The organism is Streptomyces sp. NPDC057617 (genome assembly GCF_042800555.1).
GTDB lineage: Bacteria > Actinomycetota > Actinomycetes > Streptomycetales > Streptomycetaceae > Streptomyces.
The window spans coordinates 111,216-123,139 of sequence record NZ_JBHVGV010000006.1; the positions used below are offsets into that span (position 1 = coordinate 111,216).

An 11,924-nucleotide genomic window follows, 5' to 3' on the forward strand; every position below is an offset into this window, starting at 1 on the left:
CCTGCGACCCCAACAGCCCATTCACGCAGCTCGGGCCGGCGCCCGGCTCAGGCCGGCGCCCGGCTCACGCCGACATCGGCCGCTGCACGCGGATCGACTGGAGCAGCCCGACCGCTATCCACACGGCGAACATCGAGGTTCCTCCGTACGACACGAAGGGCAGTGGCAGACCCGCCACCGGCATGATCCCCAGCGTCATCCCGACATTCTCGAAGGACTGGAACGCGAACCAGGTGATGATCCCGGCCGCGATGATCGTCCCGTACAGCTCGGTCGTCTCCCGCGCGATCCGGCAGGCCCGCCACAGCACCACGCCGAGCAGCAGCAGGATCAGCCCCGCGCCGACGAATCCCAGCTCCTCGCCGGCGACCGTGAAGACGAAGTCGGTCTGCTGCTCGGGCACGAACTGCCCGGTGGTCTGCGAGCCCTTGAACAGCCCGGTGCCGGTCAGTCCGCCCGAACCGATCGCGATCCGCGCCTGGTTGGTGTTGTAGCCGACGCCCGCCGGGTCCAGCTCCGGGTTGGCGAACGCCGCGAAGCGGTTGATCTGGTACTCGTCGAGCACCCCCAGCGCCGCGACCGCGACCGCGCCGGCCGCCCCCGCTCCTATCAGCCCGAAGACCCACCGGTTGGACGCGCCCGAGGCCAGCAGCACCCCGAGCACGATCACCACCATGACCATCACCGAACCGAGGTCCGGCATCAGCATCACGATGGCCATCGGCAGCACCGCGACCCCGAGCGACTTCGCGACGGTCCAGTGGTCCGGATGGATCTGGTCCCCCGCGTCCACCCGGGCCGCCAGCATCATCGCCATGCCCAGGATGATGGTGACCTTCACGAACTCGGACGGCTGGAGCGAGAAGCCCCCGGGCAGCAGGATCCACGCGTGCGCGCCGTTGATGGTGGCGCCGAGCGGGGTGAGCACCAGCACGACCAGGACGACCGACAGCCCGTACAGCACCGGCACCGCGCCCCGCAGGGTGCGGTGCCCCAGCCAGATCGTGCCGATCATCAGCACGACCCCGATACCGGTGTTCAGCAGGTGCCGCAGCAGGAAGAAGTACGGGTCGCCCTGGTTGAGCTGGGTACGGTTGCGGGTCGCCGACCACACCAGCAGCGAGCCCAGCAGCGACAGCGCCAGCGACGAGAAGAGCAGCGGCCAGTCGAGCCGGCGCACCATCGAGTCACGCGCCGCGAGCCGCGTCCACGTCCCCCGCTTCGGACCGTATGAGGAGACCGAGAAGCCACCTGTGCCGGCCATGGCTCAGTCCCTTCGTGCGGTGACGACCGCGGGCGGGCCCGCGAGCGTCTGTTCGTCCAGCGGTTCCTTAGGCGGTTCGTACGGCAGGATCTTCGGCGCCTCGATCTGACCGTCCGGCAGGATCTTCGGCAGGTCCGTACGCGGCTCGGGCATCAGGGCCTTGCTGACGTCCTGCTTGCCCTTCGGGTCCAGCCCGTACATCGCTTCGTAGATCTTCCGTACGGCGGGGCCCGAGGCCCCGGAGCCGGTACCACCCTGGGAGATGGTCATGACGATCGTGTAGTCGCTGGTGTACGAGGCGAACCAGGAGGTCGTCTGCTTGCCGTAGACCTCGGCCGTACCCGTCTTGGCGTGCATCGGGATCTGCTTCTGCGGCCATCCGCCGAACCGCCACGCGGCCGATCCGGTGGTGGTGACCGCCGCGAGAGCCGCGTCGATCTGGTCGCGCGTCTTCTGGTTCATGGGCAGCTTGCCGTGCGACTTGGGCTCGATCTTCTTGACGTTCTTGCCGTCGGCGCTGACGATCGCCTTGCCGACGACCGGGTTGTTGAGGGTGCCGCCGTTGGAGATCGCCGAGTAGATGGTCGCCATCTGTATCGGGGTGACGAGGATGTCGCCCTGGCCGATCGAGTAGTTGACGGAGTCACCGGCGCGCATCCGGTTGCCTTCGAGGCAGCCTTCGTAGGCGAGCCGCTGGATGTAGGTGCCGCCCTTCTTGCCCTGCTTGCACCAGCTGTCCTTGTTGGCCTCCCAGAACTTCTGCTTCCACTCGCGGTCCGGGATCCGGCCCGTGACCTCGTTGGGGAGGTCGATACCGGTCTCCTTGCCGAGGCCGAACAGATGGGCCGTCGTGTAGAACCAGTTCTTGGCGTCCTTCTTGGGCTTCAGCCCGCCGTCCTTGATCCACTCCTTGTGCGCGAGCCCGTAGAAGACGGTGTCGCAGGAGACTTCGAGCGCCTTGCCGAGGCTGATGCTGCCGTAGCCCCGGGACTCGAAGTTCTGGAATGTCTGGCCGCCGATGCTGTACGAACTGGGGCACGGGTAGCTGCCGTTGAATTTGTATCCGGCCCTGACCGCGGCGGTCGAGGAGACCACCTTGAAGATCGAGCCGGGGGCCGCCTGGCCCTGGATGGCCCGGTTCAGCAGCGGGAAGTTGGACTTCTTGCCGGTGAGCCTGGCGTAGTCCTTCGCGGAGATACCGCCGACCCAGGCGTTGGGGTCGTACGTCGGCTGGGAGGCCATCGCGACGATCCGGCCGGTCTTCGCCTCCATGACCACCACGGCGCCGGAGTCCGCCTTGTAGTGGGTGTTGGTGTTGCGGTCCATCTCCTTGCGGGCGGCCTTCATGGCCTCGTTCAGCTCGTACTCGGCGACGGCCTGCACGCGTGCGTCGATGGAGGTGACGACATGGTCGCCGGGCACGGCCTGGTCACTGCGCGCCAGCCCGATGACCCGGCCCAGGTTGTCGACCTCGTAGCGGGTCACCCCGGCCTTGCCGCGCAGCTGTTTGTCGTACGTACGCTCAAGGCCGGAGCGGCCGACCTGGTCGGAGCGGAGGTACGGCGAGTCCGTGTCCTGCGCCTTGGTGATCTCCTCGTCGGTGACGGGCGAGAGATACCCCAGCACCTGGGCGGTGTTGGCGAGTCCGGGCGCGGTGTAGCGGCGTACGGCGGTGGGCTCGGCGGTGACACCGGGGAAGTCCTCGGCGCGCTCGCGGATCTGCAGGGCCTGCTGGGTGGTGGCCTCGTCGGTGACCGGGATCGGCTGGTAGGGCGAACCGTTCCAGCAGGGCTGGGGGGTCTTGGAGTCGCAGAGCCTGACCTTGTCCATCACGTCCTTGGGTTTCATCCCGAGGACATCGGCCAGCCGGGTCAGGACGCCCTTGCCGCCGTCGTCCATCTTCATCAGCTCCGTACGGCTGGTGGAGACGACGAGCCGGGTCTCGTTGTCGGCGAGCGGCACGCCCCGGGTGTCGAGGATCGAGCCGCGCACGGCCGGCTGCACGACCTGCTGTACGTGGTTGCTCTTGGCCTCGTCCGTGTACTCCTGGCCGTTGCGCACCTGGAGGTACCAGAGCCGCCCGCCGAGGGTGAGAAGAAGGGAGAAGACCAGTACCTGGATGACCATGAGCCGGATCTGGACCCGCGGGGTCCGCCCGGTCTCCGGGATGTTGCTCACAGCCGCCTGACCCCCTTGATACGTCCCGCCCTTGCCGCACGGCTACGGGCGGCCTTGACCCACAGTCCGCCGCGCTGCCCGCCGATCCGCAGTCCGGTGCCGGAGGCGAGCCAGCTCGCGGTGACGTCCGAGCCACCGACACTGTTGTTGCTCTCGGTCCCGGCGAGCGGATCGTTGTCGGCGCGTCTCGCCAGCCACATGACCAGCGGAATGGTGAACGGCGCGAGGAGCAGATCGTAGACGGCCGCGGTGAACAGCAGGCTGCCGAGGCCCACATGGCGGGCGGCGGTGTCCCCTACGAGGGCACCCACCGCCGCGTACAGCAGCGTCGAGCCGACCGCAGCCGCGACGACGGCGGTCATCGGCCCGAGCGCCGATCTCATCTGGCCCTTCTCGGGCTTGGCGAGTCCGGCGAGATAGCCGATCACACAGAGCACCAGGGCATAGCGCCCGGCGGCATGGTCGGCGGGCGGCGCCAGATCGGCCAGCAGCCCGGCGCCGAAGCCGATCAGCGCGCCGCTGACATGCCCGTACGCGAAGGCCAGCGCGAGGACGACGAGCAGCATCAAGTCGGGGACGGCGCCGGGGAGCTGGAGCCGGGAGAGGATCGAGACCTGGACGACCAGGGCCACCACGATCAGCGTGGCCGAGAGCAGAATCCGGTTGAAGCGCATGGGAATCAGCCCTACTCGTCGTCGTCCGCTTGGGCGTTGTCATCGGCGGCCGGATTGTCCGGGGGGTTGCCCGGTGGATTGGCCGGGGGATTCGCCTGCGGATCAGCCGGATTCGCGGGCGGGTTGGCGGGCGCCACGCCCGTACCGTTCCCGGGGTCGTTCCCGTCGGCCAGTTCGGCGGCGTCACCGTTCGCTTCGAGGTTGGCCCCCGGCGACGGGGTGACCGTCACGGTGACGGTGGGCGTCGGCTCGGCCTTGGGCTTGGGCGGCAGCACCGTGTCGCGCGGATCCGTCCTGGGCGCCTCGACCACCACACCGACGATGTCGAGCTTGGTGAACCCGACGAACGGCCGTACGTAGATGGTCCGGGTGAGGTTGCCGCCGGACGGATCGACCCGTACGACCTCGCCGACCGGCACTCCGGGTACGAACGGCTTGTCGCGGCTGGACCCGAAGGTCACCAGCCGGTCGCCCTTCTTCACCTTCGACTTGCCGTTGAGGAGCTGCACGGACAGCGGCTGGTCGCCCTGCCCGGTGGCGAAGCCGAGTTCGTCGGTGGTCTCCATCCGGGTGCCGACCGTGAAGTCCGGGTCATTGGCGAGCAGTACGGTCGCGGTGCTCGGGCCGACCGTGGTGACCCTGCCCACCAGACCGTCCCCGTTGATGACCGTCATGTCGCGCTGGATGCCGTCGTCGGCGCCGGCGTCGATGGTGACCGTCCAGGAGAAGCCCTGCGCGGCTCCTATGGCGATGACTTCGGCGCCCTTGATGCCGTACTGCCCGGCCCCCGCCTTCTTGAGCATCTTGTCCAGCTCGCGCACCCGGCTGCGGTTGCGGGCGTCACTGCCGAGCCGCTGCTTGAGTTCGGTGTTCTCCTTCTGGAGAGCGGCGATACGGTCGTGCCGCGCGCCGGAGTCCCGTACGGCTCCTATGGCGTTGCCCACCGGATTCACCGCGGCCGCGACGCCGTTCTCCACCGGGCCGAAGACCGCCGCGGCGGCCCGCCGCGCGCCGTCGACCGGGGATCCCTCGCCACCGCGGATGTCCACCGTGATCAGTGCGAACGCGATGGCGATCAGCAGCACCAGGAGCAGCCGGCTCTCTCGTGTGTCCCTCACGTGCGGCGGCCGTGCCTTCCTCGTAGGAATGTTTCAGCGTGGATCGGGGATACCGGCGGTCCGCCGTACGGGAGGTCCGGGGGAGCGGATTCCGTACGGCGGCGCGGAGAGCGTGTCACCGACGGGGCTGGGCGTCCAGCACCTGCTGGAGCGCCTCGAACTCCTCGACACACTTGCCGGCTCCGAGCGCGACGGAGTCCAGCGGGTCCTCCGCGATATGGATGGGCATTCCGGTCTCGCGGCGCAGCCGCTCGTCCAGACCGCGCAGCAGCGCGCCTCCGCCGGTGAGCACGATCCCCCGGTCCATCACATCGCCGGACAGCTCGGGCGGGCATTTGTCGAGGGTGGTCTTCACGGCGTCGACGATCGAATTGACGGGTTCTTCAATGGCCTTGCGGACCTCGGCGGCGGAGATGACCACGGTCTTCGGCAGTCCGGAGACCAGATCGCGGCCGCGGATCTCGGTGTGTTCGTCCTTGTCGAGGTCGTATGCGGAACCGATGGTGATCTTGATGCTTTCCGCGGTGCGCTCACCCAGAAGGAGGGAGTACTCCTTCTTGATGTGCTGGATGATCGCGTTGTCCAGTTCGTCACCGGCGACCCGGATCGACTGCGCGGTGACGATTCCGCCGAGCGAGATCACCGCGACTTCGGTGGTGCCGCCGCCGATGTCGACCACCATATTGCCGGTGGCCTCGTGGACCGGGAGTCCGGAGCCGATGGCCGCGGCCATGGGCTCCTCGATGATGTGCACCTGCCGCGCGCCCGCCTGTGTGGACGCCTCGATCACGGCGCGGCGCTCGACCCCCGTGATGCCCGAGGGCACACAGACGACAACGCGCGGCCGGGCGAGATAGCGGCGCTTGTGGATCTTGAGAATGAAGTAGCGCAGCATGCGCTCGGTGATTTCGAAGTCGGCGATCACGCCGTCCTTCAAGGGCCGGACGGCGACGATGTTGCCGGGGGTCCGCCCGATCATCTTCTTGGCTTCGGCGCCGACCGCGAGAATGCCGCCCGTGTTGGTGTTGATGGCGACGACGGACGGCTCGTTGAGTACGATCCCCCGGCCTCTGACGTACACCAGCGTGTTGGCGGTCCCGAGGTCGACAGCCATGTCACGGCCGATGAACGACATGTTGTTCCCCATGAGGATGCGTCTGGCCTTCCCAAATAGAGGCTTTGATGGCTTCTCAGGATGGCGAGGTGGGTGCTTGGAGTGGAGGCCTACATCGTAGTCACGCCTGTGCGGCGTCTGCTCGCTGGGCCGCCTCGCAAGGGCTCGTTAAGAGTGACGAAGTGTCGGTCCGATGCGTTCCCGCAATGGTCCCGCATATGCCCAAAGGCGACCGAATTCCTTCGGTCGCCCCAGGCTGCCGGCCTCGTTCGGCTGACAGGAGGTCAGGAAAGGCCGGGGAAGAAAATTTTCAGTTCCCGAATGGCGGACTCCTCCGAGTCCGAGGCGTGGATCAGGTTCTCCCGGACGATGGTGCCGAAATCCCCCCGGATGGACCCGGGGGCCGCGGCGATCGGGTCAGTGGGACCGGCGAGGGCGCGCACTCCTTCGATGACCCGCTCGCCCTCGACGACCAGGGCGACGACCGGGCCGGAGGCCATGAAGACGAGGAGCGGCTCGTAGAAGGGCCGGCCCTTGTGCTCGCCGTAGTGTGTCTCCAGCGTGTCCTGGTCGAGCGTGCGCAGCTCCAGAGCGGTGATCGTCCACCCGGCCTTGCGCTCGATACGGCCGATGATCTCGCCGATGAGCCCGCGCCTGACCGCGTCGGGCTTCAGGAGGACGAGAGTGCGCTCGGTCACGGTACAGGCTCCTTCATGTGCGGGATGCGGGACTCAGAGGCTACAGGGCCCGGCCCGCCTCGATTACACAGCGTCAGCCTCTGCCGAGGCCTGTCCGGGGGCTTGTGCAGAGGTCGTACCGGGCTCCCCCGCCTGCTCCGCCCAGCGCGCCTTCGCCTGGTCGATGAGCCGCCCGTAGTGCACCGACGCCCACCACAGCGCCGCGAAGACCGCCCCCAGCACGAACATCACCGGCACCACAAAACCGCTCGCGACCAGCGCGATCTGCAGCGCCCAGCCGAGCTGCACACCGCCGGGCCGGGTGATCATCCCGCACAGCAGCAGACACAACAGCATCGCGACACCGCAGACCGTCCACACCGTCCCCGTCGACAGCCCGTCCGACTTCATGGCCACCAGACCGGCGAAACCGATCACGAAGACCTCGGCGAGCAGTGTCGACGCGCAGAGCGTTCGCATGGAATTCAGCCCTTCTTCAACAGCAGCCGGGCCTCGCCGACCGTGATCACCGAGCCGGTCACCAGCACCCCGGCCCCCGCGAACTCCGACTCGTCCTCCGCGAGGGTGACCGCCGCCTCCAGCGCGTCGTCGAGGCGCGGCTCGACCTGCACCCGGTCGTCCCCGAACACCTCCACCGCGATGGCCGCCAGCGCGTCGGCGTCCATCCCCCGGTGGCTCGAATTCTGGGTGACGACCAGCTCCGTGCAGATCGGCTCCAGCGCCTCCAGCACCCCGCGCACATCCTTGCCGTCGCTGGCGCCCACGACCCCGATCAGCCGGCTGAAGCCGAACGACTCGGTCATCGCGTCGGCCGCGGCGCGCGCCCCGGCCGGATTGTGCGCCGCGTCCAGCACCACCGTCGGAGAGCGCCGTACGACTTCGAGCCGGCCCGGCGAGGACACCGACGCGAACGCCCTGCGGACGGTGTCCATGTCCAGCGGCCGGGCGTGCTGCGCGCCGACCCCGAAGAACGCCTCGACCGCGGCCAGCGCCACCGCCGCGTTGTGCGCCTGATGCGCGCCGTACAGCGGCAGGAACACCTGCTCGTACTCCCCGCCCAGACCGCGCAGGGTCAGCAACTGCCCGCCCACCGCGACCTCGCGGGCCACCACTCCGAACTCCATGCCCTCGCGCGCCACCGTCGCGTCCACGTCGACGGCCTTCTTGAGCATCACCTGCGCGGCGTCCACCGGCTGCTGCGCCAGGATCACCGTCGCGCCCTGCTTGATGATCCCGGACTTCTCCACCGAGATCTCGCCGGGTGTCTTCCCGAGCCGGTCCGTGTGGTCCAGATCGATCGGGGTGACCACGGCCACCGACCCGTCGATCACATTCGTCGCGTCCCAGCGCCCGCCCATGCCGACCTCGACGACCGCGACATCGACCGGCGCGTCCGCGAACGCCGCGTACGCCATGCCCGTCAGCACCTCGAAGAAGGAGAGGCGGTACGGCTGCGAGCCGTCGACCATCTCGACGTACGGCTTGATGTCCTCGTACGTCTCGATGAACCGCTCGGCCGAGACCGGCGCGCCGTCCAGGCTGATCCGCTCGGTGACCGACTGGACGTGCGGGCTGGTGTACCGGCCCGTACGCAGATCGAACGCGCCCAGCAGGGCCTCGATCATGCGGGCCGTGGACGTCTTGCCGTTGGTGCCGGTGATGTGGATCGAGGGGTACGAGCGCTGGGGCTCGCCCAGCACATCCATCAGCGCGGCGATCCTGCTCACCGACGGTTCGAGCTTGGTCTCGCCCCACCGCCCCGCCAGCTCCTGCTCGACGGCGCGCAGCGCCTTGTCCACCTCGGGGTCCTCGGGGCGCCCGGGCACCCCGTCCCCGCTCACGGGACCGGCCTGGGCGCGCAGCGTACGGCTGCCGGCCTCGATCACCGCCAGATCGGGATCACGGTCGGTCTCGGCGGCGACGATCTCGTCGAAGTCGTCGTGCTCACCGGGCTGGTCGAATGGACGCTGCTCGCTCACGCCCCCAGTCTACGGAGCCCCACCGACAGCCCGGCCCCCCGGCCGCCTTGGGCCGGGGGGAGTGACATCAAGCCCGTCCGGCGATTGAGGACCGGGGTCCGGGGCGGAGCCCTGCCTGGAGCACCGCCCCCGAACCCCGGCGTGGCACCGCCCCCGAACCCCGGCTCAACTCGCAGGGGCATCAGCCCACCGGCAGCGTCTCCACCTGCGCCGTGAGCCGCGCGATGTCCGCCTCCGCCTTGGCCAGCCGTCCGCGGATCTTCTCGACGACCTGGTCCGGCGCCTTCGCGAGGAACGCCTCGTTGCCCAGCTTCGCCAGCGCCTGCGCCTTCTCCTTCTCCGCCGCGCCCAGATCCTTCGTCAGCCGCTTGCGCTCCGCCTCGACGTCGATCGTGCCGGACAGGTCCAGCTCCACCCGTGCCCCCGCGACCGGCAGCGTCGCCGTCGCCTGGAAGGACTCGCCCTCCGGCTGGAGCCGCAGGACCTGGCGGATGGCCGCCTCGTGCGCGGCCAGCGGCGTACCCGACAGATCCAGCCGCGCCGGGACCTTCTGCGCCGACTGGAGCCCCTGGTCACCCCGGAACCGCCGGACCTCCGTGACCACCTGCTGGAGATGCCCGATCTCGGCCTCGGCCGCCGCGTCACGGAACCCGCTGTCGAGCGGCCAGTCCGTGATGACGACCGACTCCTTGCCGGTGAGCGTCGTCCACAGCGTCTCGGTGACGAACGGGACGATCGGATGCAGCAGCCGCAGCAACACGTCGAGGACCTCCCCGAGCACCCGCCCGGAGACCCGCGCCTGCGCGCCGCCCTCGAAGAAGGTCGTCTTGGACAGCTCGACGTACCAGTCGAAGACCTCGTCCCACGCGAAGTGGAAGAGTGTGTCGCTGAGCTTCGCGAACTGGTAGTCCTCGTAGTACGCGTCGACCTGCGCGACCGTCTCGTTCAGCCGCGACAGGATCCAGCGGTCCGACGCCGACATCTCCCCGGCCTCGGGCAGCGGGCCCTCGACCGTGGCACCGTTCATCAGCGCGAAGCGCGTCGCGTTCCAGATCTTGTTGGCGAAGTTGCGGGAGCCCTGGACCCAGTCCTCGCCGATCGGCACATCCGCACCGGGGTTGGCGCCACGGGCCAGGGTGAAGCGGACGGCGTCCGAGCCGTACGCGTTCATCCAGTCCAGCGGGTCGACGGAGTTGGGGTTGGACTTCGACATCTTCTTGCCGTGCTCGTCACGGACGAGACCGGTCAGCGCGATCGTGTGGAACGGCGCGACACCGTCCATCGCGTACAGCCCGAACATCATCATCCTGGCCACCCAGAAGAAGATGATGTCGTGCCCGGTGAGCAGCACATCGGTCGGATAGAACTTCTTGAGATCCGCGGTCTGTTCGGGCCAGCCGAGCGTCGAGAAGGGCCACAGGCCGGACGAGAACCAGGTGTCCAGGACATCCGTGTCCTGCGTCCAGCCCTCGCCCGTGGGCGCCTCGTCGTCCGGTCCGACGCACACGGTCTCGCCGTTCGGGCCGTACCAGACCGGGATGCGGTGGCCCCACCAGAGCTGGCGCGAGATGCACCAGTCGTGCATGTTGTCGACCCAGTCGAAGTACCGCTTCGACAGATCCTCCGGGTGGATCTTCACCCGCCCGTCCCTGACCGCGTCGCCCGCGGCCTTGGCCAGCGGCTCGACCTTGACCCACCACTGGAGCGACAGCCGCGGCTCGATCGTCGTCTTGCAGCGCGAGCAGTGGCCCACGGAGTGGACGTACGGACGCTTCTCCGCGACGACCCGGCCCTGCTGGCGCAGCGCCTCGACGATCGCCGAGCGCGCCTCGAACCGGTCGAGCCCCGCGAAGGGTCCGGGCGCGGTGATGACACCGCGCTCGTCCATGATCGTCATGGACTCCAGACCGTGCCGCCGGCCGATCTCGAAGTCGTTCGGGTCGTGCGCCGGGGTCACCTTGACCGCGCCCGTGCCGAACTCGGGGTCGACGTGCGTGTCCGCGACGACCGGGATCGTACGGCTGGTCAGCGGCAGCTTGATCCGCTTGCCGACGAGATGCGCGTACCGCGGGTCGTCGGGGTGGACGGCGACGGCGGTGTCACCGAGCATCGTCTCGACCCGGGTCGTCGCGACGACGACCGTCTCGTCGCCCTCGCCGTACTTCAGCGAGACCAGCTCGCCGTCGTCCTCCTGGTAGTCCACCTCGATGTCGGAGATCGCGGTGAGACAGCGCGGGCACCAGTTGATGATGCGCTCGGCGCGGTAGATCAGCCCGTCGTCGTACAGCTTCTTGAAGATCGTGAGGACGGCCTTGGACAGCCCTTCGTCCATGGTGAACCGCTCGCGCGACCAGTCGACACCGTCGCCGAGCCGCCGCATCTGGCCGAGGATCCGCCCGCCGTACTCCTCCTTCCACTGCCAGACCCGCTCGACGAACTCCGCCCGCCCGATGTCCTGCCGGGACTTGCCCTCCTCGGCGAGCTGCTGCTCGACCTTGTTCTGCGTGGCGATGCCGGCGTGATCCATCCCGGGCAGCCACAGCGCCTCGTACCCCTGCATGCGCTTGCGGCGGGTGAGGGCGTCCATCAGCGTGTGCTGGAAGGCATGCCCGAGGTGCAGCGTTCCGGTGACGTTCGGCGGCGGAATGACAATGGTGTACGGCTCCTTGCCGCTCTTCGCGTCCGCCTCGAAATACCCGCGCTCTACCCAGCGCTCATACAGCGTTCCCTCCACCTCGGCCGGCACGTACTGCGTCGGCAGTTCGGGGTCGCTGACTGGCTGCTGCTGAGTGTTCTCGGTCACCGGGCCAGTTTAGAGGTGTCACAGGCCCGTACTGAAACGGGATAGTTCGGTAACGGAGCTGCCCCGGGTGGCCCAGGTCACTGTCCCGTCCGTCAG

General features: G+C 68.7%; 9 protein-coding genes. All 9 read right to left on the reverse strand.

The window, feature by feature from the left end:
• Window positions 1–64: 64 nt before the first annotated feature.
• Window positions 65–1,264, reverse strand: coding sequence for a rod shape-determining protein RodA (rodA, locus tag ACFU9P_RS16865; RefSeq protein ID WP_376375739.1), 1,200 nt, complete (start codon window positions 1,262–1,264; stop codon window positions 65–67).
• A 3-nt stretch (window positions 1,265–1,267) separates the two neighbouring features.
• Complete coding sequence (mrdA, locus tag ACFU9P_RS16870) at window positions 1,268–3,442, reverse strand: penicillin-binding protein 2 (RefSeq protein ID WP_376375737.1); 2,175 nt, start codon at window positions 3,440–3,442, stop codon at window positions 1,268–1,270.
• Window positions 3,439–4,116: a rod shape-determining protein MreD gene (gene mreD / locus ACFU9P_RS16875; protein WP_376375735.1), complete on the reverse strand. Its 678-nt coding sequence runs from the start codon at window positions 4,114–4,116 to the stop codon at window positions 3,439–3,441. Before mreD ends, mrdA begins: the two co-directional genes overlap by 4 nt.
• Before the next feature lie 11 nt (window positions 4,117–4,127).
• The gene (mreC, locus tag ACFU9P_RS16880; protein WP_384081220.1) at window positions 4,128–5,234 is read right to left on the reverse strand and encodes a rod shape-determining protein MreC; all 1,107 of its coding nucleotides are present in this window, start codon (window positions 5,232–5,234) and stop codon (window positions 4,128–4,130) included.
• Window positions 5,235–5,349: 115 nt separating this feature from the next.
• Window positions 5,350–6,369 (reverse strand): rod shape-determining protein, encoded by a 1,020-nt coding sequence (locus tag ACFU9P_RS16885; protein WP_046498926.1) that lies wholly within the window; start codon window positions 6,367–6,369, stop codon window positions 5,350–5,352.
• A gap of 263 nt (window positions 6,370–6,632) precedes the next feature.
• A complete protein-coding gene (gene ndk / locus ACFU9P_RS16890; RefSeq protein ID WP_376375730.1) occupies window positions 6,633–7,046 on the reverse strand; it encodes a nucleoside-diphosphate kinase in 414 nt (137 codons plus the stop codon).
• Between the two features lie 63 nt (window positions 7,047–7,109).
• Window positions 7,110–7,505 (reverse strand): DUF4233 domain-containing protein, encoded by a 396-nt coding sequence (locus ACFU9P_RS16895; RefSeq protein WP_384081223.1) that lies wholly within the window; start codon window positions 7,503–7,505, stop codon window positions 7,110–7,112.
• 5 nt (window positions 7,506–7,510) lie between these two features.
• Window positions 7,511–9,025, reverse strand: a complete 1,515-nt coding sequence (locus ACFU9P_RS16900) for a bifunctional folylpolyglutamate synthase/dihydrofolate synthase (RefSeq protein ID WP_376375726.1) — start codon at window positions 9,023–9,025, stop codon at window positions 7,511–7,513.
• 181 nt (window positions 9,026–9,206) lie between these two features.
• The gene (locus ACFU9P_RS16905; protein WP_384081226.1) at window positions 9,207–11,828 is read right to left on the reverse strand and encodes a valine--tRNA ligase; all 2,622 of its coding nucleotides are present in this window, start codon (window positions 11,826–11,828) and stop codon (window positions 9,207–9,209) included.
• Between the last annotated feature and the right edge of the window lie 96 nt (window positions 11,829–11,924).

Coding starts and splice junctions, on each gene's coding strand:
- mreD (WP_376375735.1), bottom strand. CDS start 4,116: ATGCGCTTCAACCGGATTCTGCTCTCGGCCACGCTGATCGTGGTGGCC.
- rodA (WP_376375739.1), bottom strand. CDS start 1,264: ATGGCCGGCACAGGTGGCTTCTCGGTCTCCTCATACGGTCCGAAGCGG.
- ACFU9P_RS16885 (WP_046498926.1), bottom strand. CDS start 6,369: ATGTCGTTCATCGGCCGTGACATGGCTGTCGACCTCGGGACCGCCAAC.
- ACFU9P_RS16895 (WP_384081223.1), bottom strand. CDS start 7,505: ATGCGAACGCTCTGCGCGTCGACACTGCTCGCCGAGGTCTTCGTGATC.